Consider the following 25785-nt stretch of genomic DNA (forward strand, 5'->3'; position numbering starts at 1 on the left):
GCAAAATAGCCCAGGATTTCCCGCGCCACGAGCTGGCACACTTCATGCTAGACGTAGCACACTGAAATTTGCGTCATCACACATTGATGCACCTTGTCGCTCTACAGGAGAACACCATGGCGGTTGCAGACGTAGTCAAGCTCATTACCGAAAACGACGTTAAATTCGTAGACCTGCGCTTTACCGACACAATGGGTAAAGAACAGCACGTCACCATTCCGGCTCACGTTCTGCTGAGCGATGCCGACGCATGGTTCGAAAACGGCCACGCGTTCGATGGTTCCTCCATCGCTGGCTGGAAAGGCATTCAAGCCTCCGACATGCTGCTGATCGCTGATCCGGCAACCGCCAAGATCGATCCGTTCTTCGACGAGCCAACCGTATTCATGAGCTGCGACGTGATCGACCCGGCCGATGGCAAGGGTTACGACCGCTGCCCACGTTCCGTAGCCAAGCGCGCCGAAGCCTACCTGAAGGCTTCCGGTATTGGTGATACCGCCTACTTCGGCCCGGAGCCAGAATTCTTCATCTTCGACAGCATCACCTGGGGCACCGACATGTCCGGCTGCTTCGTGAAGATCAAGGCAGAAGAAGCTGCCTGGGCCTCCGCTGAAGAGTTCGAAGGTGGCAACACCGGTCACCGTCCTGGCGTAAAAGGCGGCTACTTCCCGGTTCCGCCGGTTGATTCGTCCCAAGACATCCGCTCGGCCATGGTGCTGCTGCTGGAAGAACTGGGCGTACCGGTTGAAGTTCACCACCACGAAGTGGCTACCGCCGGCCAGAACGAAATCGGCACCAAGTTCAGCACCCTGACCCAGCGCGCTGACTGGACCCAGATCCTGAAGTACGTGGTACACAACGTAGCTCACAGCTACGGCAAGACCGCGACCTTCATGCCGAAGCCTATCGTTGGCGACAACGGTTCCGGCATGCACGTTCACCAGTCGATCTGGAAAGACGGCAAGAACCTGTTTGCTGGCGACGGCTACGCCGGCCTGTCTGACACTGCCCTGTACTACATCGGCGGTATCATCAAGCACGCCAAGGCCCTGAACGCCATCACCAACCCGGGCACCAACTCCTACAAGCGTCTGGTTCCGCACTACGAAGCACCGGTTAAACTGGCTTACTCCGCCAAGAACCGTTCCGCTTCCATCCGTATCCCGCACGTGGCCAACCCGAAAGGCCGTCGTATCGAGGCACGTTTCCCGGATCCGCTGGCTAACCCGTACCTGTGCTTTGCCGCCCTGCTGATGGCGGGTCTGGACGGTATCCAGAACAAGATCCACCCGGGCGATGCTGCCGACAAGAACCTGTACGACCTGCCACCAGAAGAAGACAAGCTGATCCCGACCGTGTGCGCGTCGCTGGATGAAGCGCTGGCCGCTCTGGACGCAGACCGCGAGTTCCTGACCCGTGGCGGCGTGTTCTCCAATGAATGGATTGACGCTTTCATCGAACTGAAGATGAAAGAAGTCAACCTGACTCGCATGACTACCCACCCGGTAGAATTCGCGATGTACTACAGCCTGTAAGCGATTCGACCCGCGTACGCTGCGAACCCGCAAGCTTCGGCTTGCGGGTTTTTTCATGCCTGCTCACCAGCATTTTGCCTCTCGGGCAAAACTGGCTAGCCTTTGCGCAAAGGCCATGACCGGTATTTCACTGGAAAATAATGAGATAAATTCTCATTAACAAACAAGCACACCAGACCGAAAGCCGCCCATGCGCCAAACACCGTTCCGCCCGACGCTACTCGCCATCCTGTTGGCCACCCTGCCTTACGCGAGCCATGCCGCCGAATTGCCGACCATCCGCGTCACCGCCACACCTACCCAGGACCAGACCATCAATCAGGAAACCCTGGCCAAGCAACAGGCACAGGACCTGCAGGACATCTACAACAGCGACAGCGCCATCAGCATCGGCGGCGGCGGCAATCCGGTGGCGCAAAAGGTCTATATCCGCGGCCTTGAAGAGTCGCTGCTGAACATGACCATCGATGGCGCCTTTCACAATGGCAAGATCTACCATCACCAGACGGCGCTGATGATAGATCCGCTGCTGCTGAAAAAAGTCGAAGTCGAAAAAGGCACGGCCTCGGCCAGTGCCGGCCCGGGTGCACTGGCCGGTGCGATGCGCCTCGAAACCGTCAGCGCGCGTGATCTGCTGCGCGCCGATGAACGCAGCGGCGCCATCGTCGGCCTAGGTGTTTCCAGCAACAAGGGCTGGCGCAGCAATGCCAGCGCCTTTGGTGTGCTGGATAACGGCAGCGACCTGCTGTTCAGCCTCAGCCGTCAGCAACAGGACTACTACAAGGACGGCAATGGCCAGCGCCTGAACGAGTCCGACAGCAATATGGACAATGTGCTGTTCAAGCTCGGCGTGCCACTGGCCAACAAGCAATCGCTGCAATTCAATTACCAGCACAGCGACGAACACGGTATCCGTAATGCCCGCGCCAATATGGTGGGTTTCTTCCATCCGGTGGTGCCGAATGACCCGATTCCGCAGAGCCAGCTGCGCGACACCAGCAGCATCCGCTACCAGGCGCTTGGTCTTGGCGCTATCGACAAGGCCGAAGTGCTGCTGCATCGCTCGGCTGTCGATAGCGATCGCACCAGCAAGGTTGGCCGCAACTATGGCGAATCGCTGCGCACCCACGGTCTGGATATCAATTTGAAGTCCAGTCTCGGCGAGCACTTGCTGCGCTACGGCCTGAACTGGCGCGAAGACGAGTCGCGCGCCCGCCAGATCAGCAATTCGCAAAACAACACCGGCAGCGGCCATGAACGCGCCAGCGTGCTGGGCGGCTACACCGAGGCGGTGCTCAGCTTCTCGCCACTGACCTTGGCGGCTGGCCTGCGTTTTGACAGCTATGACTACCGCGATAATCATGGTCAGCACTTCAGTAGCAGTGGCGCCAGCCCCAGCCTGCAGGCTACCTTCGACCTGAATGACAACTGGCAGCTCAAGGGCGGCCACGCCCGTGCACTGCGCGGCGTCGGTCTGAAGGAAGCCTTCATGCTGGATATCGCCAGCTGGAAAAACGCCAGCGAGATTGACCCGGAAAAAGCCAGCAATAGCGAACTGGGCCTGCAATACCAGCGTGGCGGCCTGAAGCTTGCGGCCAACGTCTTCAATCAGCGTATCGACAACTTCGTCACCTCCTTGCTGTGCACCCCGCCGCGTGGCGTCTGCCGCGACAATGCCGGCACCGCCAAGGTGAAGGGCTATGAGCTGTCTGCCGATTATCAGCTGGGCCAGCTGAGCGCCGGCCTCAATGTCAGCCACAGCAAACCCAAGCTGAATGGCCGTCTGCTCGGCGATGGCGACCTCGGCCTTGGCACCTACACCGGTCGCACCTGGGTTGCGCATCTGGGCTACCAGCTGCCGCAATACCAGCTGGAGCTTGGCTGGCAGGGCCGTCTGACCGAAGGCATCGATTACCAGCCGGTGGCGGCCAACGGCACCACCATGCGCAAGGATGGCTATGCCGTGCATGATGTCTACCTGAGCTGGAAGCCAAGCGGCAAGAACCTGCCACGCGTGAATTTTGCCGTGAAGAACCTGTTCGACAAGGCGTATTACGACCAGGCCACCTACGCCTATCAGGGCGCACAGCAAAAAGTGCTGGGCTACCCTGAGGCTGGCCGCGACTTCCGTCTTGACCTGAGCTGGCAGTTCTAAACCCGTGAAGCACACGCCCGAAGATGCCAGTCTTCGGGCGTTTTCAATGACTGGCCCGCCACATGACTTGCCGTCTTAAAGCGCCAAGCCCGGCACTTGCTAATGCAGCCGGTTTGTTTGCTATCATTCCGGCATGTCCAGCCGCCCTCTCACCACGATTGCCCTGCTCTGCCTGCTCAGCGGCATCAGCACGGCCCAGGCCAATACCATCTACAAATATGTAGACAAGGATGGCCGCGTGACCTTTACCAATATCCCGATCAAGGGTGCCAAGCCTTTTCTGGTCACACCATCCAGTGGTGGTGGCAATGGCGGCAACGGCATCGCCAACAGCAGCCCCAATCCTTCTGCTGCGCCAGCAGCGCCCAGCACACCGCGCCAGCAAAGCACCGGCAATATCCCCAGCGTCAAACCCGAGACCCAGCGCAACCGCGACCGCGGCCGTAATCGCATCCTGCAGGACGAGCTGGCCAACGAGCAAAAGGCACTGGCCGATGCGCGCAAGGCCTTGCAAGCAGCCAGCAATGCCGACACCACACAAAAACGCAAGCTGCAGGACGAGATCACCGATCGCGAACGAAATATTTCAGCACTGCAAAGCGAGCTGAATATGGAGAACGCACCGAAGTAAAGCATGGTGCATGAATATGCACCATAATAGGGCAATCTGATTTTCTCAGGCCGATCAGCGCATGGCGCGCTTATTGCTAGCTAACAGGAAAGATTGCGGATGCCCTATATGAACCCGAGCTCATCGCCCGCCAGTTACGCCGGACTGGAGTTGCTGGACACGCCCGTGATGGTGGTGCAGCGCAATGGCGAACTGCACTTCGCCAATCCCGCCTGCGAAAGCCTGCTCAAGGTTGGCCGCAAGGAATTGCAGCGCCACAGCCTCTACACCCTGTTTCGCGATGCCCGCGCCTTGCGTAATGCGGTGCAGATGGCGCTCGATCATGCCGGCAGCTATATCGAGCACGACCTCGAGCTAGCCCCGGAAAGTGGCAGCCCGCTACACGTCAGCCTGACTGTTACCCCCATCGACAGCCCGCCGCGACTGGCCTTGCTGGAATTGCGCCCGATCGAGCAGCAATTGCGTATCGCCAATGAAGAGCGTCTGCTGCTGCAACAACAAGCCAACCGCGAGCTGATCCGCAATCTGGCACATGAAGTCAAAAACCCGCTGGGTGGCATCCGGGGTGCGGCGCAATTGCTGGAGCACGAAATCGCCGACCGGCCGGAATTGCTCGAATACACCAGCGTGATCCGCGAGGAGGCGCTGCGCCTGCAGACCCTGGTCGATCGCCTGCTGGCCCCGCATCGCCGCCAGATCGCCAGCGATGTAAATATCCACGAAGTGCTGGAACGGGTACGCAGCATCCTGCTGGCCGAGTACCCGCAAGGCCTGCAGATTCGCCGCGACTACGATATCAGCCTGCCCGGCCTGGCTGCCGACAAGGAGCAGCTGATCCAGATCGTGCTCAATATCGTGCGCAACGCCGCCCAGGCCATGCATGGCAAAGGCGAGATCACCCTGCGCACCCGCGTTGCCCGTCAGGTAACACTGGCACGCAAGCGCCACAATCTGGCGCTGCATATCCAGATCATCGACAACGGCCCCGGCATTCCCGAGGAAATCCGCGACCACGTGTTCTACCCGCTGGTGACCGGCCGCGCCGATGGCACCGGCCTCGGCCTGACGCTGGCGCAGACTTTTGTCCACCAGCACGGCGGCATCATCGAATTCGAATCCCGCCAGGGGCACACCTGCTTCAACATCCTGATGCCCTTCGGCCCGGATGCATAACAAGAAAGGCTAAGCCATGACCCAATCCGTCTGGATCATCGACGACGACAAAGCCATCCGCTGGGTGCTGGAAAAATCGCTCAGCCGCAGCCAGATCAGCTGGCAGAGCTTTTCCAGCGCGGATGATGCGCTGAACGCGCTGTACGATCAGCTACCCAGCGTCATCATCAGCGATGTGCGCATGCCCGGCACTGACGGCCTGAAGTTTCTGGCCAAGGTCAGGCAGGAGCACCCGGATCTGCCGGTCATCATCATGACGGCGCATTCCGACCTCGATTCGGCCGTAGCGGCCTTTCAGGGCGGTGCGTTCGAATATCTGCCCAAACCTTTTGATGTCGACCAGGCCGTCACCCTGATCGAACGGGCACTCGCCCAGAGCCGCGACAATGGCAGCAGCCTCGGCAATAACGAGGCGATGCCCTCGCTGCTGGGCCAGGCCCCCGCCATGCAGGACGTATTCCGCGCCATCGGTCGCCTGTCGCAATCCAGCGTCACCGTGCTGATTACCGGCGAATCCGGCTCCGGCAAGGAGCGTGTGGCCGAAGCGCTGCATCGCCACTCGGTACGCGCCAGCAAACCGTTTATCGCCCTGAACACTGCCGCCATTCCGCGCGATCTGCTGGAGTCCGAGCTGTTCGGCCATGAAAAAGGCGCGTTCACCGGAGCAGTCGCCACCCGGCGTGGCCGCTTTGAAGAGGCCGAAGGCGGCACGCTGTTTCTCGATGAAATCGGCGATATGCCGACCGAGCTGCAGACCCGCCTGCTGCGCGTGCTGTCCGATGGCCATTTCTACCGCGTCGGCGGTCATACCCCGGTCAAGGCCAATGTGCGGGTGATTGCCGCCACCCACCAAAACCTCGAAGAACACGTCAAGCAAGGCAAGTTCCGCGAAGACCTGTTTCACCGCCTGAACGTGATCCGCCTGCGCCTGCCGCCGCTGCGCGAGCGCAGCGAGGATATTCCGCTGTTGGTACGCCACTTCCTGTCGCGCACCGCGGCCAACCTGGATATGGAAGCCAAGCGCCTGACAGAGGCGGCGATGCAGCGCATCCAGCACTACCCCTTCCCCGGCAATGTGCGCCAGCTGGAAAACCTGTGTCAGTGGATTACCGTGATGGCCCCCGGCCAGACGGTTGACCTCGGCGATCTGCCGCCCGAGTTCCGCGATGTGCCAGTGACGGCAGAAAGCAGCTCGCAGCCGATACCCGGCAACACCGGCATCGCACCGCCGCAAGCCGCCAGTACGGCCGACTGGTGCACACTGCTCGCGCGCGAGGTCAGCCAGCGCCTGGCGGCCGGCGAAACCGGCATTATTGATGACCTGACCGCGCGCTTCGAGCGCACCTGCATCCAGAGCGGCCTCGCCCACACCGGCGGGCGCAAGGTCGAGGCCGCACAACTGCTGGGCTGGGGCCGCAACACACTGACCCGCAAGATTCAGGAACTCGGACTGGAGGGCGGCGAATGAGGATCCGCGAATGGCAGGTCGGCGAAGCTGCCGATCTGGCACAACTGGCAGCGCTGCTGCAAAGCTGCGTGCAAGGTGGCGCGTCAATCGGCTTTCTGGCCACGCTGGACGACCGTGGCGCGCAAGAATACTGGCAAGGCCTTGCGGCCAACCTTGGCCCGGAGTTGCGCTGCTGGCTGGCCATAAACGAGGCAGGCATCGTAGGTAGCATCCAGCTGGCCCCTTGCGGCAAGCGTAATGGCCGCCACCGCGCCGAAATCCAGAAGCTGATGGTGCATCCGCAAGCCCGCGGCCAGGGCCTTGCCGCACGGCTGATGCAAGTGGCAGAAGAAGCTGCGCAGGCCGATGGCCGTACGCTGCTGGTGCTGGATACCGATGCCGGCTCGCACGCAGCCCGCCTCTATCCACGCTGGGGCTGGCAACACGCCGGTGACATCCCCAACTATGCCGCCAGCCCTGACGGCAGCCTGCACACCACACGCTACTTCTTCAAACAGCTCGCCGGCTGATATCGGTACGATACAAAAGACTGCGGCCAACTTTGCTAAGGTTGGCCGCAGTCTTTTTATCATCTCAAAACATCAATGGAACATCAGCACCGGTACATGGCTGTGCTTCATCAGCGTGCGGGTAGTCGACCCGAACAGCTTCTCTTTCCAGCTGTTATGACCGAATGCGCCCATCACCAGCAAGGCGGCGCCCTGACTGTCACACTCGGCGATCAGGATCTGCGAGTTGGAGCCACGTGCCGACAGGGCTAGCGGCTCGGCTGGCAGGCCGTGGCTGGCAAGATAGGCTGCACCCTCTGCCGCCAGACGCTCGGCCTCTTGCGGATCGGCATGATTGGCGATGACCTTGCGTGGCAAATCATGCGCCAGCCCCAGGAACACGAACTGCTGCAAGGCACGCGCGGCGCACGGGCTGCCATCATAGGCCAGCAGCACACAACGCGCGGCGGCCGGTTTTTTCACATCCGGGGAGAACAGCAACAATGGGCGCGCCGGATTAAGCAGGTAGTTTTCCAGCCAGCGGCTGTCATGCTCCTGCTCGACATCGCCGAGATGACTTTCGGTAGCCACCACCAGTACATCGTGCAGCGGTGCATGCTTGGCCAGCTCGTCTTCCGGGTGGCCACCTTCGGCAACCGCCGAAGACAGCTCGATAGCCAGCTCGCCAGCGCGATCACGCACATCGTCCAGCAGATTGCGCGCGGTTTCCAGCCAGCGCTTCTCCAGGCTGGCATCACGCGCCGCACGGTAGGCATAAGCGCCAGCCGGCATCGCCTCGCCATCCAGCAGCGGTGCAGCATCAATCAGGGCAAGAGCAGTCAGGGAAGCCTGGTGCGATTTGGCCAGCTCCAGTGCGTAATCACGGGCTCCGGCGGCACCGTCGCCGCTATCCAGAACCAACAGAATCTTCTTCATCATGCTGTTTTCCTTATCTTCTTGACGCAGCCCGGGCAAGGTGGCTGCGGTTTCTCAGGTTGCCGATATTCTCATGACGCCTGAAGTAACAGAAAGTTTTCAGCAAAAACTTGTTCCAGATCAAGCATCAGCAACTTCCGCATCCGGCACGGCAGCCGCCAGTACATGCAAGGACATGTCTTGCAGACAGAGCATGCTCAGATAACCGTCGTAGACCTGACCTGTATCGAGATACAACACATTATCCCGCTGACGCGCATGTGGCACCACAGAATGCCCGACACAAAGCAGATCAATGCCAGCCACGCGGTTTCTTGCCTCGCCGCGGAAGCGCTCACGCGACCAGGTACACTCACGCCGCAGAGTCTCGCCATTGTTGCAGAGTGCCAGATCGTCTGCGGCCAACCTTTGCGGCAGCACCTGCCAGTCATCTTCGGGACAATCGGCATGAATGATGCCCACGGTACGTTCGCCTACCGCCAGCATCATCGCCAGCGGCAATGCAGCAAAAGCGGCTCGATAGGGCTCGCGCTCGGCCTCCGGCAAGGTCATGAACCAGTCACCGCCGTTGAGCTGATAGCGCTCCTGCCAGTCGCTGCCATCCTGATAGTCAATGGCCATCTGTTCGTGATTGCCGCGCACGGCGTAGAACCACGGCTTGGCCAGCCAATCCAGCACCGTGCGCGACTGCGCGCCACGGTCTACCAGATCGCCAACCGAAAGCAGCCGGTCGACTGACTCATCGAAGCCAGCCTGCACAAGTAAGGCTTGCAAGGCATCGAAACAGCCGTGAATGTCGCCCACGACAAAATCACGGCCCAGCGCATTGGAGGAAAGTACCCGAAACAGATTCATGAGTGCCGGCAAACAAGCTGCCCGGATGATTTGACAGACAGGCAGTGTAGCAGATGGCAACAGACAAGCCTTGTGCAGAGACAAGCGTAGAAATGAAAAACGCCCAGCATGTGCTGGGCGTTGAATTGGTGGCCAATCGCGGAATCGAACCACGGACACACGGATTTTCAATCCGTTGCTCTACCAACTGAGCTAATTGGCCAAATCTGAAGCGGCAAGTTTTGTGGTGGCCAATCGCGGAATCGAACCACGGACACACGGATTTTCAATCCGTTGCTCTACCAACTGAGCTAATTGGCCTTCTTGCGCTGCACTGCCGTGCTGCATCAGAGGTGCGCATTAAAGCAGATAGGATTTACAGCGTCAAGCACTTTTTTTAAAAAACTTGAAATCAAGGCTGCGCATCCGGCTGACGGCTTGGGTGCGCGGCCGCAAATGCCTCCAGCTGTCCGAGGTTCTCAGCAATCTTTTGCAGCAATGGAAACTGCGTCATATCGACCTTGAATCTCGTTGCATTAAAGACTTGTGGCAGCAGACAGACGTCCGCCAGTGTCGGTTCATCACCAAAGCAGTAACGCCCAGCATGCGGAGCCAGCATGCTTTCCAGCGCCTGGAATCCCTGCTCTACCCAATGCCGGTACCACTGCATACGCGCGGCTTCATCGACTGCCAGCTCGTCCCTCAGGTAATTGAGAATACGCAAATTGTTGACCGGATGAATGTCGCAGGCAATCAACAGCGCCGCCGCACGGATCCTCGCTCTTTGCAGCGCATCGCCAGGCAACAGGCGGGCCGTGTCGGGATATTGCTCGTCCAGATATTCACAGATTGCCAATGACTGCTGCAAACACGCATCGCCATCTTGCAGCGCCGGCACCAGCCCCTGCTGCTGTCGCTGCAGGTGCTCTTGACTGCGTTGCTCGCCCTTGACGAGATTCACCGCATGCGACTGGTAAGGCAGGCCCTTGAGGTTCAGGGTGATCCGGACACGATAGGCGGCGGAAGAGCGGAAGTAATCAAATAGCGTCAGTGTGACAGTTTCATTTTTATGCATTGTTCACCTCCTAGATATCAGTAGACACCCTGCATCTTAGTCATTTGCCTTACGCAACACGATACCCACCCTGTGCAAATAGCAGACTTGTTCTGCCCATCATTGCCCCCTGTTTGACACAAAGCACTAGCAGCCCGCGTGGAATCTCAGTAAACTCGAGTGCAATTTTCTTGCAACCCCGAGCAATGAAAATGCAAAACTTAAAACAAAATTCCAGAGCAAACCCCCAACAGGAGTAATCATGTCCGCTTTCTCCCTGGACAAGACCGACATCAAGATGTTGGCCGCACTGCAAGCCAACGGTCGTCTGACCAATGTCGAACTGGCAGAAAAAGTTGCACTATCCCCATCCCCTTGCCTGCGTCGCCTGAAGCAACTGGAAGACTCTGGTGTCATCCGCCAGTACGTTGCCCTGCTCGACCCGGCAAAAATCGGCCTCGGCCTGCAGGCCTTTGTCCGCGTGACACTCGAAAAGCGCGGCAACACCCATCTGCAAAGTTTCATGGATGCCGTTCAGCGCTGGCCTGAAGTCGTGAACTGCTACGCAATGACCGGTGAAATGGATTATCTGCTGCAGGTTTATTTTGAAGACCTGCAACACTTTTCCCGCTTTGTCATGGATGAGCTGCTGCAGCAGCCGGGCGTTGAAGACGTCAAATCCAGCTTCGTACTCAAAGAGTTCAAGCAAACGACCGCACTGCCGATCGCCCATCTCAATCCTTGAGACTGCCAACACCCCCCGTTATGCGGGGGGTGTTTGTTTCAGCTATCATAAAGTCTCTTCAAGCCTGCCGAGCCTGCCGTGACTAGCTACCACCCGCCCTTGGCCCGAACGCTCAACCTTCGCTCGCTTCTGGTCATTGCCCTGATAACCATTTGTGCGGGCAGCGCCTACTTTATCTACGGCTTGCAGCAACTTAATGCTCGCCTCGCCCAGACTCATGAGCTGATAGAACAACGATTCAATATCGTACTGGCACAGAGCATCTGGGATCTGGATCTCAATAATACCCAGCAGTTACTGGACAGCATTGCCAGGCTTGATGGCGTCAACAAGGTCGAGCTGCAAACTACACTTGGCCAGCGCCTGAGTAGCAAAAATGCGGGACGAACACATAACGAACTGATCCGCGACTTCCCGATTGCCTCAGAACGCAGTGGCAAACGGCCCATCGCCACGCTACGGGTTTACCTCGGCAAACAGGCACTAATAAACAAGCTGCTACTCGAAACACTGGCATTGGCATGTGCCGGTATTTTTGCGCAACTGACGCTTTTGGGCGTACTGCAATGGACTTTGCGACAGCAGCTCAACCAGCAGCTTGAAATCATCGGCAGTCAGCTCAATGAAGACCTGAGTAGCCTTGACTTTCCTAACCGTGAAATCAACAACCTGGCCAGACTGTTGAATCGCGAACGCCTGAGCAGACTGCAGGATGAGTTGATGACGCAGGCACAGCTGGCCACACTGCAACAGCAGCGCGAACAGCTGGGTGAGCTGCTGACGCTCAGAACCCAGGAACTGGAGTTACTAAGCCGCCAGATGCAGTGGCTGCACGCGCAGTCATCACGGCTGATCAATCTGCACAATGAAGACGGCCTGCTGATTATCGAAGAGTGTCTGCATCGCCTGCAGCGCTTGCTGAATGTTGACCAGATCAACTTCATCAAGCTGCCCGGGACACGTGCTGACGAGATATGGAAAGCCAACCTATCTGGCGTGGAGGCCGGACTGTTTCTCAACTCGCCCTGGCTCAGGCCTTTGCTCGAAGCCAGACAAACTATCAAGATCAGTAATCGCAATGACTTTCCACCGGACGGCCACAGCGAGTTTCTGACACTGAGCGAAAGTGGTATTCAGAGCCTGTTCTTGCAGCCAACCTTTATCGCCGGACGGCACTATGCACTGCTGGCTTGCCAGCATCACGAAGAGCGTGACTGGAACGAAGCCGAGCAAGCACTGATAGGTAGCACAGCCAATCTGCTGAGCTCTCTCTGCATGCGCCACAATCTGCACGAGCTGATCAGTCGCCAGCAAAGCCGTTTGCAGGATGCAGAGCACATGCTGTCGGTGCTACCTTTTCAGGACGGTTTGACCTGTCTTGCCAATCCGGTGCGATTGCAGAACGAGAAAAAGCATTTTCTGGAGTTGGCTTTCAGCCACCAGATTGCCCTGAGCGTGCTGCTGATAGATATCGACCACTTTCGCACCTTCAACAGCATCCGCGGTAATTCAGCCGGCGATGACTGTCTGGTTCGCATTGCGCAAAGCCTGCAAAAAATTGCCGACGAGAATCAACAGAATGGCCGTAACGGCCTTGCCGTACGTTACAGCGGCAAAAGCTTTCTGCTGGTTTTACCTGGGAAAGGTCGCGAACAGGCCGAGATCGTGGCGCAGCAGCTGGTTGACGAGGTGTACCACTGGCAGATTCCGCATCCGGCCAGCAGCACCCCTTTTGTGACGATCAGTATCGGTGTGGCAACCATCTCGCTGCAGCGCCATAACAGCATCGAAGAAGTCATCGATGATGCGAGGCAAGCGCTGCATCTGGCCAAACAGCTTGGCCGCAATCGCTATAGCCTGCCCCCGATACACTGATTACAGCCCCAGACGCTGCCAGATGGTCGATACGGTGCCCGCCTGATTCAGCGTGTAGAAATGCAGGCCAGGTGCACCATTGGCCAGCAAACGGTCACACAGCTCGGTCACGACATCTAGACCCAGCGCACGAATGGATGCGGTGTCATCCATATACGACTGCATGCGCAGGCGTAACCAGCGTGGCACTTCTGCCCCGCACATATCCGAGAATCGACAGAGCTGGCCAAAATTGGCAATCGGCATGATGCCCGGCACGATAGGGATATCCACACCACGCGACTGCACCTCATCAACAAAGCGGAAATAGGCATCCGCATTGAAGAAATACTGCGTCATCGCCGAGTTGGCACCGGCTTTGGCCTTGCGTACGAAATTGTTGAGATCATCTTCGGCCGATTTGGCTTGCGGATGAAACTCAGGATAAGCAGCCACTTCGATATGGAAGTGATCGCCATGTTCTTCACGGATGAAGCTGACCAGCTCGTTTGCGAAGCGGAACTCACCCGCCTCAACCATGCCTGACGGCATATCGCCACGCAGCGCCACGATATGGCGGATGCCGTGATTGCGGTACTCGTTGAGAATCGCGCGAATATTCTCGCGGGTCGAACCGATGCAGGACAAGTGTGGCGCGGCAGCATAGCCTTCATTGCGGATTTCCAGCACGGTAGACAGTGTGCCATCACGCGTGGTGCCACCGGCACCGAAAGTCACCGAGAAGAACTCGGGATTGAACTGTGCAAGCTGCTGGCGCGTAGTACGCAGTTTACTGATGCCTTCCGGCGTGCGCGGCGGGAAGAACTCGAAGCTGAATGTTTTACGGTCTGTCATGGTGATCTGCTTTGTTTTCGGGTTATCCCTGCGATAACAGCGCCACAAGGGCTGCCTGCGACCAAGGTTGGCCGCAAAAAACGGGCAGGTAATTTTAACCACCTGCCCGCTTTCACTTCACAAATCTTTATTAATAACGATAGTGTGCCGGCTTATATGGGCCTTCTTTCGGCACGCTGATATATGCAGCCTGCTGATCAGACAGCTCGGTCAGACGGGCACCGATACGCTCAAGATGCAGACGGGCAACTTTCTCGTCCAGATGTTTAGGCAGCACATAAACCTTGTTCTGGTATTGCGCACCGTTTGCGAAGATCTCGATCTGCGCCAGCACCTGGTTGGTGAAGGAGTTGGACATCACGAAGCTCGGATGACCGGTAGCACAACCCAGATTCACCAGACGACCTTCGGCCAGCAAGATGATGCGCTTGCCATCCGGGAAAATGATGTGATCAACCTGTGGCTTGATGTTTTCCCACTGGTACTGACGCAGGCTGGCAACTTCGATTTCGCTGTCGAAGTGACCGATATTGCACACGATGGCGTTATTGCGCATACGGGCCATGTGATCGTGAGTGATCACGCCAACGTTGCCGGTGGTGGTGACGAAGATATCAGCCTGATCGCAAACTTCATCCATGCGAACCACGCGGTAGCCTTCCATCGCCGCCTGCAGAGCGCAGATCGGGTCGATTTCGGTGACCCAAACGGTTGCGCCCAGACCGCGCAAGCTCTGCGCGCAGCCCTTGCCCACATCGCCATAACCCAATACGACAGCAACCTTGCCGGCAATCATCACGTCGGTAGCGCGCTTGATGCCATCTACCAGCGACTCACGGCAGCCATACAGGTTATCGAACTTGGACTTGGTTACCGAGTCGTTAACGTTGAACGCCGGGAATGGCAGCTGGCCGTCTTTTTCCAGCTGATACAGACGATGCACACCGGTGGTGGTCTCTTCGGTCACGCCCTTGATGTGTTGCAGACGTTTGGAGTACCACTGCGGATCAATCGCCAGATAGCGCTTGATCGCGGCAAACAGCGCAGTTTCTTCATCATTGGTCGGATGGCCGATGACGCCGATATCCTTTTCTGCCTTGCTGCCCAGCATCAGCAGCAGGGTTGCGTCGCCGCCATCATCCAGAATCATGTTGGCAGGCTGGTTTTCCGGCCATTCGAAGATCTTGTGGCTGAATTCCCAGTATTCATCCAGGCTCTCGCCCTTGAAGGCGAATACCGGAATGTTGGCCGCAGCAATCGCCGCAGCCGCATGGTCCTGGGTCGAGAAGATATTGCACGATGCCCAACGTACCTCGGCACCCAGCGCGGTCAGGGTTTCGATCAGCACGGCGGTCTGTACCGTCATGTGCAGGGAGCCGGCAATACGTGCACCGCGCAACGGCTGGCTATGCTTGTACTCCTCGCGGATGGCCATCAGGCCTGGCATTTCGGTTTCGGCGATATTCAGTTCTTTGCGGCCCCAATCGGCCAGATTGATATCAGCAACAACGTAATCGTTGAATGCAGCCATCGTGTCATCCTTTTCACGAAGGCCGGGAGGGATGCGGCTCACCCGCCATCCCGTGCCCGGCACGGGTTGGGCGATATTGCAGGCAATATCGCAATTAGCAGGTGAGCGCCGTTTTGAAGAGTCCGGGCCTGGGGCCTTGCCTCGCAGCGCTCCCCGGAACCCCGTCATTATGGCAGAAGATACCGTTGCCGCAGCTATTTTCGATGGACAAAACAAAACCGCCTGTCGGCTGACAGGCGGTTTGCAGAGCGGGAAGTCATCAGACGCCGCGGGATTTCCAGAAGTAGCGCCCGACAAAACCGGGAAACGCGAAGACCAGAAACAGGGACAGAGTCACCACATAAAACTGCCAGTTCTGGCTATGGTGCGGCGTATGCCGCCCCTCCAGCACATAGGCAAGCCCACCCAGCAGCAGATACAGCGTTACCAGCTCCAGCAAGTGCCAGCCAAAGTGCTTGCCACCAGCGGGTTGCCAGAAGCCGGCAACACGATTACTGATAAACGGCAGGTTGGCCGCAATAAGCGACAGCAACAACAGAACGGTAACGCTGACTTCCACAATCTTTCCTTACAGGCTGTTCAGGGACAGTTTCATCGCTTCGACACACATGGCGACCAAACGTTCCGGCATCACACCCAGTGCCAGCAATGCCAAGCCATTGATGGACAGAACCATCTTCATGTCACCGGACATCATGATCGGGCTGTTGTCCTGTACATCATCAAAGTAAACCAGCTTGACGATACGCAGGTAGTAGAAAGCACCGATCAGCGACATCAGCACGGCAAACACTGCCAGCCAGATCAGGTCGATGTTGACGATAGCCTGGATCACCGCAAACTTGGCGTAGAAACCAGCCAGCGGCGGAATGCCTGCCATGGAGAACATGGCCAGCAGTACCAGGAAGGCATACCAGCTGTTACGGCTGTTCAAGCCTTTCAGGTCGTCCAGTGTTTCGCACTCGAAACCAGCACGCGACAGACCGAGCAGCAGACCGAAGGCCGCCAGCGACGTCAGTACGTAAACCAGCACGTAGAACAGTGCGGACGCATAACCTTCGTGCGTACCGGCAATCAGCCCCAGCAACAGGAAGCCCATGTGCGAGATGGTCGAGTATGCCAGCATACGCTTCAGATTGGTCTGGGCGATCGCAGTGATGTTACCGATAGCCATCGACAAGGCGGCAACGATAATCAGCATGCCCTGCCAGTCCGCAACCATTTCGCCCAGACCCTGAATCAGGATACGGATAACGAAAACGAATGCGGCCAACTTAGGTGCAGCACCGATCATCAGGGTCATCGCAGTCGAAGAACCGTGATAAACGTCAGGCACCCACATGTGGAACGGCACCACGCCCAGCTTGAACGACAGGCCGGCAACGATGAAGACCAGACCAAATACCAGCAGGGTGTGGTTGGCAGTACCCGAAGATACGGCCTTGGCAACCGCGGCAATATCCAGCGAACCGGTAGCACCGTAAACCATGGACATACCGTACAGCAGCAGGCCGGAAGCCAGCGCGCCCAGTACAAAGTACTTCATGGCCGCCTCAACCGCACGGGCAGAATCACGCTGCAGCGCGATCAACGAGTACAGCGACAGCGACAGCAACTCCAGACCCATATACAGGCTGACGAAGTTGTTGCTGGATACCATCAGGTTCATGCCCAGCAAGGCGAACAGGCTCAGGGTGAAGAAATCGCCGCGATACATTTCGCGATCCTTCATGTACTGGCGGGTATACACCAGTACCAAAGCCGTTGCGCCATACATGGCAATCTTGACGATATCGGACAACGGATCGTCAATGAACATGCCACTGAAGGTAATGGTAGCGTAAGGTTGGTAAGTCGCTACCTGGATACCGGCTGTCACCAGCAGGGTCAGGATGGACAAGGAATAAGTAATACCGCGCTTGGCATCCGAAATAAACAGATCAAGCAGCAAGATGGCACAGAGCGCCGTGAACAGGAACAGTTCCGGCAAGGCCACCATCAGGTTGAGATCAGCCAAAGTCATTTTGTCTTCCTTGTGGCCTTAGTTCAGCTTGCTCTGCGCAACATGCGCGATCAGCTCGTTCACGGACAGGTGCATCTTCTGGACGAACAGCTCCGGGTACAGACCCATGCCCAGCACGGTCAGTGCCAGAATCGCCAGAATCAGGAATTCACGCTTGTTGACGTCCTGCATCTCGGCAACATGATCGTTACCGACATCACCGAAGATCACGCGCTTATACATCCACAGGGTGTAGGCGGCACCGAAAATCAGGGTAGTTGCAGCCAAGGCAGCAACCCAGAAGTTCACTTTTACCGCACCCATGATCACCATGAACTCACCGACGAAGCCGGAGGTTGCCGGCAGACCGGAGTTGGCCATGGCAAACAGCATCATGAAGGCAGCGAAGATAGGCATCTTGTTCGCCACACCACCGTAGTCGGCGATATTGCGGCTGTGGACACGGTCATACATCACACCGATACACATAAACATCGCGGCGGAAACAAAGCCGTGCGAAACCATCTGCACCAGTGCACCTTCAACCGCCCAGACGTTCAGCTCGGTACCGGTGAACAGGAACAGACCCAGGGTCACGAAGCCCATGTGCGAAATCGAAGAGTAAGCCACCAGCTTCTTCATATCGGTTTGCACCAGCGCCACCAGACCGATGTACACCACCGCAACCAGCGACAGGCCCACCATCATCGGTGCCAGCTGTACCGAGGCATCCGGCACGATAGGGAGAGCAAAACGCAGGAAGCCGTAAGCACCGATCTTCAGGGTGATCGCAGCCAGTACCATGGAGCCACCAGTTGGCGCCTCAACGTGAGCGTCCGGCAACCAGGTGTGAACCGGCCACATCGGCACTTTCACGGCAAACGACAGGAAGAAGGCAACAAACAGCAGCAGCTGAACTGTCAGCGGAATCTGCTTCAGATTCTGGAACGCCAGAATGTCGAAAGTCTTGCCAGCCTGGAAATACAGGTAGATGAACGCTACCAGCATCAGCAGGGAACCCAGCAGGGTATACAGGAAGAACTTGATCGACGCATACACGCGGCGTGGACCACCCCAGACACCGATGATCAGGTACATCGGGATCAGCATGCCTTCAAAGAAGACATAGAACAGGATGGCATCCAGTGCGGCAAACGCACCGTTGATCAGGCCGGACATGATCAGGAAAGCGGCCATGTACTGCGCGGTACGCTTCTGGATCACTTCCCAACCAGCCAGCACCACCATCAGAGTGGTAAAGCTGTTGAGGACGATGAACAGCATCGAGATGCCGTCCACACCCAGGTGGTAGTTAATGCCCAGTGAAGTAATCCACGGGGTGTTTTCGACAAACTGCATGCCACCATGCAGATTGTCGAAATCGGTAAACAAAGGCAGTGACACCAGGAAACCGGCCAGCGCACCAGCCAGCGCCAGCCAGCGCGCCAGCGTCGCGCGCTGGTCGCCGCCCGTAGCAAGCACCAGCAGGCCTGCCACGATCGGTGTCCAGATCACCAGACTCAAAGGATTAGCGAACATATCGAGAACCTAAATGTTATATCGATTCCGGTAACCGACCCTTAACGCAGGATCAGCGGCTTGAACCAGTAGGTCATCAGCACCAGGAGGCCAATGATCATCACGGCGGCGTAACTGTAGATGAAACCTGTCTGCAGTTTGCGCACCACTTTAGAGAAGCAGCCTACCAGGCGTGCACTACCGTTTACGATCAGACCATCAATCAACAGCATGTCGCCGACCTTCCAGAAGAAGGTACCCAGAGCACGCGAGCCCTTCGCGAATACGTTGAAGTACAGCTCATCCATGTAGTACTTGTTCTCGAGCAGCGTGTGTACCGCGCTGAACTTCTGTTTGATGGCAGCCGGAATATGCGGCGCCTTCATGTAGAAGAACCAAGCCAGTGCCACACCTGCTGCGGCCAACCAGAACGGCAGGGTCACGAAGGCATGCAGACCCATTGCTACCGCATCATGGGCATGATGCATCGCAGCTTCCAGACCCGGGTGAGCTTCCAGATTGGTGTAGATCACACCATTGAAGAACTCGCCACCAACCAGCGGGTGCAGGGCAAAGAAGCCGATGACTACCGATGGAATGGCCAGCAAGGTCAACGGCAGGGTAACCACCCATGGCGACTCGTGCGGCTTGTCATTCGGGCCCAGACCGTGATGATGGTCATCACCGTGCTCGTCATCGTGGTGGTGATGGTCATGCTTGACCTCCATCCAGCGTTCCTTGCCGTGGAAGACCAGGAAGTACATGCGGAAGGAGTAGAACGCTGTCACGAACACACCGGCAATAACAGCAAAGTAGGCAAAGCCGGAAGCAGCCAGATTGCTGTTCTGTACCGCCAGGATGATGGAATCCTTGGAGTAGAAACCGGACAGGAACGGCGTACCGATCAGTGCCAGCGAACCCAGCAGCGAGGTAATCCAGGTAACCGGCATGTACTTGCGCAGGCCACCCATATTGCGCATGTCCTGATCATGGTGCATGCCCATGATGACGGAACCCGCCGCAAGGAACAGCAGTGCCTTGAAGAAGGCATGGGTCATTACGTGGAACATCGCTACAGAGTAAGCCGAAGCACCCAGCGCAACAGTCATGTAACCCAGCTGCGACAGAGTGGAGTAAGCCACGACACGCTTGATGTCGTTCTGGACGATACCCAGGAAACCCATGAACAGCGCGGTAATCGCACCGGCAGTCATCACCACGTTCAGCGCCACATCCGACATCTCGTACAGCGGGCTCATGCGCGATACCATGAAGATACCGGCGGTAACCATGGTCGCCGCGTGAATCAGTGCGGAAATCGGGGTTGGGCCTTCCATGGAATCTGGCAACCACACATGCAGCGGGAACTGCGCAGACTTACCCATCGCGCCAACGAACAGCAGGATGCAGGTAACTGTCAGCAGCGACCACTCGACACCCGGAATGATCTGGATAGTCTTGTTGGCCAGTGCCGGAGCCGCAGCAAACACATCGCTGTAGTTCAGCGAACCACCGAAATAAGCCAGGACCAGGCCGATACCCAGCAGGAAACCGAAGTCACCTACACGGTTAACCAGGAAGGCCTTCAGGTTGGCAAAGGTCGCAGTCGGACGCTTGAACCAGAAGCCGATCAGCAGGTAGGACACCAGACCAACCGCTTCCCAGCCGAAGAACAGCTGGACGAAGTTGTTGGCCATTACCAGCATCAGCATCGAGAAGGTAAACAGCGAAATGTAGCTGAAGAAGCGCTGGTAACCCGGGTCTTCCTTCATATAGCCGATGGTGTAGATATGCACCATCAGCGATACGCTGGTTACCACGACCATCATCATCGCAGTCAGGGAATCCACCAGGAAACCGACCGAGAATTCGAAGCCGCCAACCGTCAGCCAGGTATAAACCGGCGCGTTGAAAACCTGGGCGGTACCGTCAAGGAAGTCCTTGAGTACGCCAATCGACAGAACCGCCGAGACTGCTACGCCGAGAATGGTAACGACGTGTGCAGCCCGACGACCGATCGCCCAGCCAAACAGGCCTGCAATCATCGAGCCCACCAGCGGTGAGAGCGCGATCAGCAGGTATAAGCTTTTCGTATCCATGTTTGTCGTGCTTTAAAAGTGTAATCCGGAAACTTAGCCCTTGAGGCTGCCCAAGTCTTCTACGTTGATGGTGTCCAGTTTACGGAACAGTACCACCAGGATAGCCAGACCGATCGCCGACTCGGCGGCTGCTACGGTCAGGATAAAGAAGACGAAAATCTGTCCCGCGGTATCGGATAGATAGTGCGAGAACGCGATGAAGTTGTAATTCACCGCCAGCAGCATCAGCTCGATGGCCATCAGCAGGATGATGAGGTTTTTCCGGTTAAGGAAAATACCCAGCACACTGATGGCAAACAGGATGCCGGCCAGTACGAGGAAGTGAGTGAGTGTCAGCACTTTTTTTCCCTACGGCCGTCAGGCCTGTTGCTCGTTGGATTCCGGAGCGGCAGGCTTGACTACGTCTACCTGCACGATACGCACGCGGTCATTACGACGCACACGCACCTGCTCCGCCGGATTGATGTACTTGCTGTCAGCACGCTTGCGCATGGTGATACCGATAGCGGCAATCATCGCAACCAGCAGGATGATGGCAGCCACTTCGAATGGCAGCAGGTAAGTGGTGTACAGCTGCAGGCCCAGCTCGCGAACGTTGCTGACGTTGGCCGCAACCTCCTGCGCCTGGAATCCGGCCAGATTGGCCTCCGGGCTGGAGAGAATCAGGGCCATTTCGGCAACCATCACGATGGCTACGGTGCCGGCCAGCGGGAAGTGACGCCAGAAGCCTTCACGCAGCTTCTCGATATTGATATCCAGCATCATCACCACGAACAGGAACAGCACCATGACCGCGCCGACGTAGACCAGTACCAGCGCAATCGCGAGGAACTCGGCCTGCAACAGCAGCCAGTGACCAGCCGCAGTGAAGAAGGCCAGCACCAGGTACAACGCAGCGTGTACCGGGTTCTTGGCTGTCACCACACGGAATGCGGCGAAAATAAGAATCGCCGACAGCACATAAAAAACAACCGCCTGAAAGCTCATGTCTCCCCCTTAGCGATACTTGGCATCCGCAGCCTTGTTGGCCGCGATTTCAGCCTCGTACTTGTCACCCACCGCCAGCAGCATCGGCTTGGTGTAGTAGAGGTCGCCACGCTTTTCGCCGTGGTATTCAAAAATGTGGGTCTCGACAATGGCATCAACCGGACAAGCTTCTTCACAGAAGCCGCAGAAAATGCACTTGGTCAGATCGATATCGTAGCGGCTGGTACGACGGGTACCGTCGTCACGCTGCTCGGATTCGATAGTGATGGCCATTGCCGGGCAGATCGCCTCGCACAACTTACAGGCAATGCAGCGCTCTTCGCCGTTGGCATAACGGCGCTGAGCGTGCAAGCCGCGGAAGCGCGGAGACAGCGGAGTTTTCTCTTCCGGGAACTGAACGGTGATCTTGCGGGCAAAAAAGTGACGACCAGTCACCATCAAGCCCTGCACCAGCTCGACCAGCAGGAAGGTTTTAAAGAAGTTGCGGATCATTGACATTTTCTTTATCCAGTCCGACTCAGTTCCACAGTGTCAGCGGGCTCATCATCCAGCCGCCAACTACCACTACCCATACCAGCGATACCGGAATGAAGATCTTCCAGCCCAGACGCATGATCTGGTCGTAACGGTAACGCGGGAAGGTCGCACGGAACCACAGGAAGCAGAACAGTACCATCGACATCTTCACCAGCAACCATACGATGCCGGATTCGCCGAGCAGACCCCAGCTAGCCGGGAATGGCGACAGCCAGCCACCCAAGAACATGATGGCAGTCAGCGCTGCAATCAGGATCATGTTGGCGTATTCGGCCAGGAAGAACACGGCAAAGGCCATACCCGAGTATTCCACGTGGAAACCGGCCACGATTTCGGATTCACCTTCCGCCACGTCAAATGGCGCACGGTTGGTCTCGGCCACACCGGAAATCAGGTAGACCAGGAACAGCGGGAACAAGGGCAACCAGTTCCACGAGAAGATAGAGCCACCGGCCATGCCAGTACCCTGCTGCTTCACGATTTCAACCAGGTTCAGACTGCCCGACACCATCAGTACACCCACCAGGGCAAAGCCCATGGCGATTTCGTAGGATACGATCTGCGCCGAAGAACGCAGGGCACCAAGGAAGGAGTACTTGGAGTTACCGGCCCAGCCTGCCACGATCACGCCGTAAACACCCATGGAGGTGATGGCCATGATGTACAGCAGCGAGGCATCGATATTCGCCAGTACCAGATTGTCGGTAAACGGAATCACCGCCCAGGCTGCCAGTGCCGGCATGATAGACAGCACCGGAGCCACCAGGAACAAGCCCTTGCTGGACTTGGTCGGCAGAATGATTTCCTTCATCAGCAGCTTCACGCCGTCAGCCAGTGGCTGCAGCAGACCTTTCGGACCGACCCGGTTCGGGCCGATACGAATCTGCATGTAGCCAATGACCTTGCGCTCAGCCAGCGTCAGATAGGCAACGCCTATCATCAGCGGGCCCACGATGACCAGGATCTTCAGCAGTGTCCACACCGCCAGACCGGCATCTGCACCCAACAGGTTTTGCAGAAACTCCATGGATTAACCTCGCTTGATCTGAATCTGGTCAAACAGGCCGCCCAGACCACGGGTAGCCGCATGGGACGCCACGCGTACAGCACCGGCCGGTACAGCATCATCGGCTGCCACCAGCAGCGCCACACTGTGACCACCCTGCTCTACCTGTGCACGCTCGCCGGCAACCAGACCCAGACGGGCAAGCTCAGCCGGATTCAACGCGATCTGCGGTACGGCGGCATCAGCCGTCAGTTGCAACGAAGCGGCACGACGGCAGATAGCATCGGCATCGTACATGGCGACTTCACCGATACGCTGCAGACCTTCGGCAACCGCAAGGTTGGCCGCAACCGGCTTGATCGCATTGCCCAGTGCGCTAGCGATATCACCACCAGCCAGCAGCTCGGCACGGACCTCTTCGGCACTGTTGAAATCGAAACCGGCGACGCCCAGCATATTGCCCAGTACACGCAGTACCTTCCAGGCCGGACGTGCTTCGCCTTGCGGACGAACCACTCCGTTGAAAGTCTGCAGACGGCCTTCCATGTTTACGAAGGAACCGGCAGTCTCGGTGAACGGCGCGATAGGCAGCAGTACGTCGGCGTAGTCCAGCATCGCCTCGCCCTTGTAGGCGGTCAGGGCAATAACGGTAGCGGCCTGCCTCATGGCAGCAACCGCTTGCTGGCTGTTGTAGCTGTCAGCTTCGACTTCGGTATTCAGCAGGACATAAGCTTTGCGTGGTGCAGCGAACATTTCACCAGCAGTCACACCGGCAGTCACCGACTTGCCGAACGGGCCACGCGCCGGATTGGCACCGGCAATGTCAGCACCAACGCTGTTACCGGCTTCGGCCGCGATACCGAAACGGGCACCGCTGATACGCGCGATTTCTTGCGCCAGCGACAGCAGTTCAGCAAAGGCTGGGTGATGTTGTGCCACATTGCCCAGCACGATGGCGGCAGTTTCGCCAGCACACAGGCTTTCGGCGATCGCACGTGCATCGCTTGCAACGTTGGCCGCAGCAACATCCAGCTGGGCGGCTTCGCCCTTGATCTCGGCAACCGCCTTCAGCACCTGCGCCAGCGCATTAACCAGCGCTTGCGGGGCAACGATCAGCTTGGCATTAAGCTTGGTCAGCAGATCATCATCACTGGTGTGAATAACGTTCAGCGCCATGCCCTTCTTGACAGCCTGACGCAGGCGCGAAGCCAGCAGTGGCTGCTCCTTGCGCTGGGTCGAACCGACAAACAGCACGGACTTGGCAGCCAGCAGTTCGCTGATGGAGCTACCCAGCCACAGTGCACCCTGCTGGGCGGCGGCGACGCGTTTGTCACCACGACGCAGCTGGCTGTCGATGTTGTTCACGCCGAAACCACGCGCAAGCTTCTGCGCCAGATACAGCTCTTCAGTCGTGCTGTACGGGCTGGAGAGGAAGCCGATGGCGTCCTTGCCGTGATCGTTGGAAACGCCGTTCAGACCTTTGACAACATATTCCAGAGCAGTCTGCCAGTCGGTTTCATGCCACTTGTTGTCAAACTTGATCATCGGCTTTTGCAGACGTTCGGCACTGATCAGGCCTTCGTATGCAAAGCGGTCACGGTCGGCAATCCAGCATTCGTTGATTGCTTCGTTTTCCAGCGGCAGCACACGCATCACTTCATTGTGCTTGACCTGGACGATCAGGTTGGCCCCCAGACCATCGTGCGGGCTGACCGACTTGCGACGCGACAATTCCCACGCACGGGTGGCGTAGCGGAATGGCTTGGAAGTCAGCGCACCAACCGGGCACAGGTCGATCACGTTACCGGAGATTTCCGAGTTAACGGTCTTGCCCAGATAAGGCATGATCTCGGAGAACTCGCTGCGGTTGGCCATACCGATTTCCTGGTAGCCACCGATTTCCTCGGTAAAGCGCACGCAGCGGGTGCAATGGATGCAGCGGCTCATTTCCTCGGCGGAAACCAGCGGGCCCATATCCTTGCCTACCACGACACGCTTTTCTTCCTGATAGCGCGAAGCGGAGTTGCCATAACCTACCGCCAGATCCTGCAGCTGGCATTCACCACCCTGATCACAGATCGGGCAGTCCAGCGGGTGGTTGATCAGCAGAAACTCCATCACGCCTTGCTGGGCTTTTTTGGCCAGTGGCGAGGCAGTGTGGACTTTCATGCCGTCAGTTACCGGGGTCGCACAGGCCGGCAGCGGCTTGGGCGCTTTTTCCACTTCAACCAGACACATGCGGCAGTTGGCCGCAATGGACAGTTTCTTGTGGTAGCAGAAGTGCGGAATATATGTACCGGCAGTGTTGGCCGCATCAATGATGGTGCTGCCTTGGGCCACTGTCAGTTTTTTACCGTCGATTTCGATTTCTAGCATC

22 protein-coding genes, 2 tRNA genes and 1 riboswitch are annotated in these 25785 nt (G+C 57.6%); of the genes, 8 read left to right on the forward strand and 16 right to left on the reverse strand.

Translation table 11 applies throughout. The features are described from left to right. The first annotated feature begins 116 nt into the window (after nucleotides 1–116). The 6 genes from glnA (at nucleotide 117) to ACZ9W6_RS08550 (ending at nucleotide 7471) form a co-directional block, all read left to right on the forward strand. A complete protein-coding gene (glnA, locus tag ACZ9W6_RS08525) occupies nucleotides 117–1535 on the forward strand; it encodes a type I glutamate--ammonia ligase (protein WP_465190673.1) in 1419 nt (472 codons plus the stop codon). Between the two features lie 190 nt (nucleotides 1536–1725). Further along, on the forward strand, nucleotides 1726–3690 hold the full coding sequence (locus ACZ9W6_RS08530) for a TonB-dependent receptor domain-containing protein (RefSeq protein WP_465190674.1): 1965 nt from the start codon (nucleotides 1726–1728) through the stop codon (nucleotides 3688–3690). Nucleotides 3691–3823: 133 nt separating this feature from the next. Beyond that, the gene (locus ACZ9W6_RS08535; protein ID WP_465190675.1) at nucleotides 3824–4321 is read left to right on the forward strand and encodes a DUF4124 domain-containing protein; all 498 of its coding nucleotides are present in this window, start codon (nucleotides 3824–3826) and stop codon (nucleotides 4319–4321) included. Nucleotides 4322–4429: 108 nt separating this feature from the next. After that, a complete protein-coding gene (gene glnL, locus ACZ9W6_RS08540) occupies nucleotides 4430–5494 on the forward strand; it encodes a nitrogen regulation protein NR(II) (RefSeq protein ID WP_465190676.1) in 1065 nt (354 codons plus the stop codon). A 16-nt stretch (nucleotides 5495–5510) separates the two neighbouring features. Next, on the forward strand, nucleotides 5511–6962 hold the full coding sequence (ntrC, locus tag ACZ9W6_RS08545) for a nitrogen regulation protein NR(I) (RefSeq protein WP_465190677.1): 1452 nt from the start codon (nucleotides 5511–5513) through the stop codon (nucleotides 6960–6962). After that, complete coding sequence (locus tag ACZ9W6_RS08550) at nucleotides 6959–7471, forward strand: GNAT family N-acetyltransferase (protein WP_465190678.1); 513 nt, start codon at nucleotides 6959–6961, stop codon at nucleotides 7469–7471. Before ntrC ends, ACZ9W6_RS08550 begins: the two co-directional genes overlap by 4 nt. Before the next feature lie 72 nt (nucleotides 7472–7543). On the opposite strand, the gene ACZ9W6_RS08555 is transcribed toward ACZ9W6_RS08550, so the two are convergent. The 5 genes from ACZ9W6_RS08555 to maiA all read right to left on the reverse strand — a co-directional run bounded on the left by ACZ9W6_RS08555 (nucleotide 7544) and on the right by maiA (nucleotide 10295). Continuing rightward, complete coding sequence (locus ACZ9W6_RS08555) at nucleotides 7544–8389, reverse strand: universal stress protein (protein WP_465190679.1); 846 nt, start codon at nucleotides 8387–8389, stop codon at nucleotides 7544–7546. A 117-nt stretch (nucleotides 8390–8506) separates the two neighbouring features. Beyond that, nucleotides 8507–9241 (reverse strand): metallophosphoesterase, encoded by a 735-nt coding sequence (locus ACZ9W6_RS08560; RefSeq protein WP_465190680.1) that lies wholly within the window; start codon nucleotides 9239–9241, stop codon nucleotides 8507–8509. A 126-nt stretch (nucleotides 9242–9367) separates the two neighbouring features. Beyond that, nucleotides 9368–9443: transfer RNA gene (locus ACZ9W6_RS08565), tRNA-Phe, on the reverse strand. 22 nt (nucleotides 9444–9465) lie between these two features. Then, nucleotides 9466–9541 (reverse strand) — tRNA-Phe (locus ACZ9W6_RS08570). 91 nt (nucleotides 9542–9632) lie between these two features. Continuing rightward, on the reverse strand, nucleotides 9633–10295 hold the full coding sequence (gene maiA, locus ACZ9W6_RS08575) for a maleylacetoacetate isomerase (protein ID WP_465190681.1): 663 nt from the start codon (nucleotides 10293–10295) through the stop codon (nucleotides 9633–9635). A 241-nt stretch (nucleotides 10296–10536) separates the two neighbouring features. On the opposite strand from maiA, the gene ACZ9W6_RS08580 reads away from it, so the two are divergent. After that, nucleotides 10537–11019 (forward strand): Lrp/AsnC family transcriptional regulator, encoded by a 483-nt coding sequence (locus ACZ9W6_RS08580; RefSeq protein ID WP_465190683.1) that lies wholly within the window; start codon nucleotides 10537–10539, stop codon nucleotides 11017–11019. 78 nt (nucleotides 11020–11097) lie between these two features. Continuing rightward, nucleotides 11098–12894, forward strand: coding sequence for a diguanylate cyclase domain-containing protein (locus ACZ9W6_RS08585; protein WP_465190684.1), 1797 nt, complete (start codon nucleotides 11098–11100; stop codon nucleotides 12892–12894). Here the strand turns inward: ACZ9W6_RS08585 and metF are convergent, their stop codons facing one another. From metF to nuoG, 11 genes are all read right to left on the reverse strand, one after another. After that, nucleotides 12895–13728: a methylenetetrahydrofolate reductase [NAD(P)H] gene (gene metF / locus ACZ9W6_RS08590; protein WP_465190685.1), complete on the reverse strand. Its 834-nt coding sequence runs from the start codon at nucleotides 13726–13728 to the stop codon at nucleotides 12895–12897. 130 nt (nucleotides 13729–13858) lie between these two features. Then, complete coding sequence (gene ahcY, locus ACZ9W6_RS08595; protein WP_465190686.1) at nucleotides 13859–15259, reverse strand: adenosylhomocysteinase; 1401 nt, start codon at nucleotides 15257–15259, stop codon at nucleotides 13859–13861. A 96-nt stretch (nucleotides 15260–15355) separates the two neighbouring features. Further along, a riboswitch (S-adenosyl-L-homocysteine riboswitch) is annotated at nucleotides 15356–15420 on the reverse strand. 98 nt (nucleotides 15421–15518) lie between these two features. Further along, nucleotides 15519–15818 carry a DUF2818 family protein gene (locus tag ACZ9W6_RS08600; RefSeq protein ID WP_465190687.1) on the reverse strand — a complete coding sequence of 100 codons (300 nt, stop codon included), beginning with the start codon at nucleotides 15816–15818 and terminating at the stop codon, nucleotides 15519–15521. A gap of 9 nt (nucleotides 15819–15827) precedes the next feature. After that, the gene (gene nuoN, locus ACZ9W6_RS08605) at nucleotides 15828–17282 is read right to left on the reverse strand and encodes an NADH-quinone oxidoreductase subunit NuoN (RefSeq protein ID WP_465190688.1); all 1455 of its coding nucleotides are present in this window, start codon (nucleotides 17280–17282) and stop codon (nucleotides 15828–15830) included. Between the two features lie 18 nt (nucleotides 17283–17300). Continuing rightward, the gene (locus ACZ9W6_RS08610) at nucleotides 17301–18800 is read right to left on the reverse strand and encodes an NADH-quinone oxidoreductase subunit M (protein ID WP_465190689.1); all 1500 of its coding nucleotides are present in this window, start codon (nucleotides 18798–18800) and stop codon (nucleotides 17301–17303) included. Nucleotides 18801–18841: 41 nt separating this feature from the next. Then, nucleotides 18842–20878: an NADH-quinone oxidoreductase subunit L gene (gene nuoL, locus ACZ9W6_RS08615; protein ID WP_465190690.1), complete on the reverse strand. Its 2037-nt coding sequence runs from the start codon at nucleotides 20876–20878 to the stop codon at nucleotides 18842–18844. A gap of 33 nt (nucleotides 20879–20911) precedes the next feature. Then, nucleotides 20912–21217 (reverse strand): NADH-quinone oxidoreductase subunit NuoK, encoded by a 306-nt coding sequence (gene nuoK, locus ACZ9W6_RS08620; protein ID WP_465013011.1) that lies wholly within the window; start codon nucleotides 21215–21217, stop codon nucleotides 20912–20914. Between the two features lie 18 nt (nucleotides 21218–21235). Beyond that, on the reverse strand, nucleotides 21236–21865 hold the full coding sequence (locus ACZ9W6_RS08625; protein ID WP_465190691.1) for an NADH-quinone oxidoreductase subunit J: 630 nt from the start codon (nucleotides 21863–21865) through the stop codon (nucleotides 21236–21238). Nucleotides 21866–21874: 9 nt separating this feature from the next. Then, on the reverse strand, nucleotides 21875–22354 hold the full coding sequence (gene nuoI, locus ACZ9W6_RS08630; RefSeq protein ID WP_465190735.1) for an NADH-quinone oxidoreductase subunit NuoI: 480 nt from the start codon (nucleotides 22352–22354) through the stop codon (nucleotides 21875–21877). Between the two features lie 28 nt (nucleotides 22355–22382). After that, nucleotides 22383–23429, reverse strand: a complete 1047-nt coding sequence (gene nuoH / locus ACZ9W6_RS08635; RefSeq protein ID WP_465190692.1) for an NADH-quinone oxidoreductase subunit NuoH — start codon at nucleotides 23427–23429, stop codon at nucleotides 22383–22385. Between the two features lie 3 nt (nucleotides 23430–23432). Beyond that, the gene (gene nuoG / locus ACZ9W6_RS08640) at nucleotides 23433–25784 is read right to left on the reverse strand and encodes an NADH-quinone oxidoreductase subunit NuoG (protein ID WP_465190693.1); all 2352 of its coding nucleotides are present in this window, start codon (nucleotides 25782–25784) and stop codon (nucleotides 23433–23435) included. Nucleotide 25785 lies beyond the last annotated feature (1 nt).

This window comes from Vogesella lacus (assembly GCF_979366295.1).

What these genes read in the sequence shown, in the direction of transcription:
- glnA (WP_465190673.1), top strand. Translation starts at nt 117, where the DNA reads ATGGCGGTTGCAGACGTAGTCAAGCTCATTACCGAAAACGACGTTAAA.
- ACZ9W6_RS08530 (WP_465190674.1), top strand. Translation starts at nt 1,726, where the DNA reads ATGCGCCAAACACCGTTCCGCCCGACGCTACTCGCCATCCTGTTGGCC.
- ACZ9W6_RS08535 (WP_465190675.1), top strand. Translation starts at nt 3,824, where the DNA reads ATGTCCAGCCGCCCTCTCACCACGATTGCCCTGCTCTGCCTGCTCAGC.
- glnL (WP_465190676.1), top strand. Translation starts at nt 4,430, where the DNA reads ATGAACCCGAGCTCATCGCCCGCCAGTTACGCCGGACTGGAGTTGCTG.
- ntrC (WP_465190677.1), top strand. Translation starts at nt 5,511, where the DNA reads ATGACCCAATCCGTCTGGATCATCGACGACGACAAAGCCATCCGCTGG.
- ACZ9W6_RS08550 (WP_465190678.1), top strand. Translation starts at nt 6,959, where the DNA reads ATGAGGATCCGCGAATGGCAGGTCGGCGAAGCTGCCGATCTGGCACAA.
- ACZ9W6_RS08555 (WP_465190679.1), bottom strand. Translation starts at nt 8,389, where the DNA reads ATGATGAAGAAGATTCTGTTGGTTCTGGATAGCGGCGACGGTGCCGCC.
- ACZ9W6_RS08560 (WP_465190680.1), bottom strand. Translation starts at nt 9,241, where the DNA reads ATGAATCTGTTTCGGGTACTTTCCTCCAATGCGCTGGGCCGTGATTTT.
- maiA (WP_465190681.1), bottom strand. Translation starts at nt 10,295, where the DNA reads ATGCATAAAAATGAAACTGTCACACTGACGCTATTTGATTACTTCCGC.
- ACZ9W6_RS08580 (WP_465190683.1), top strand. Translation starts at nt 10,537, where the DNA reads ATGTCCGCTTTCTCCCTGGACAAGACCGACATCAAGATGTTGGCCGCA.
- metF (WP_465190685.1), bottom strand. Translation starts at nt 13,728, where the DNA reads ATGACAGACCGTAAAACATTCAGCTTCGAGTTCTTCCCGCCGCGCACG.
- ahcY (WP_465190686.1), bottom strand. Translation starts at nt 15,259, where the DNA reads ATGGCTGCATTCAACGATTACGTTGTTGCTGATATCAATCTGGCCGAT.
- nuoN (WP_465190688.1), bottom strand. Translation starts at nt 17,282, where the DNA reads ATGACTTTGGCTGATCTCAACCTGATGGTGGCCTTGCCGGAACTGTTC.
- ACZ9W6_RS08610 (WP_465190689.1), bottom strand. Translation starts at nt 18,800, where the DNA reads ATGTTCGCTAATCCTTTGAGTCTGGTGATCTGGACACCGATCGTGGCA.
- nuoL (WP_465190690.1), bottom strand. Translation starts at nt 20,878, where the DNA reads ATGGATACGAAAAGCTTATACCTGCTGATCGCGCTCTCACCGCTGGTG.
- ACZ9W6_RS08625 (WP_465190691.1), bottom strand. Translation starts at nt 21,865, where the DNA reads ATGAGCTTTCAGGCGGTTGTTTTTTATGTGCTGTCGGCGATTCTTATT.
- nuoH (WP_465190692.1), bottom strand. Translation starts at nt 23,429, where the DNA reads ATGGAGTTTCTGCAAAACCTGTTGGGTGCAGATGCCGGTCTGGCGGTG.
- nuoG (WP_465190693.1), bottom strand. Translation starts at nt 25,784, where the DNA reads ATGCTAGAAATCGAAATCGACGGTAAAAAACTGACAGTGGCCCAAGGC.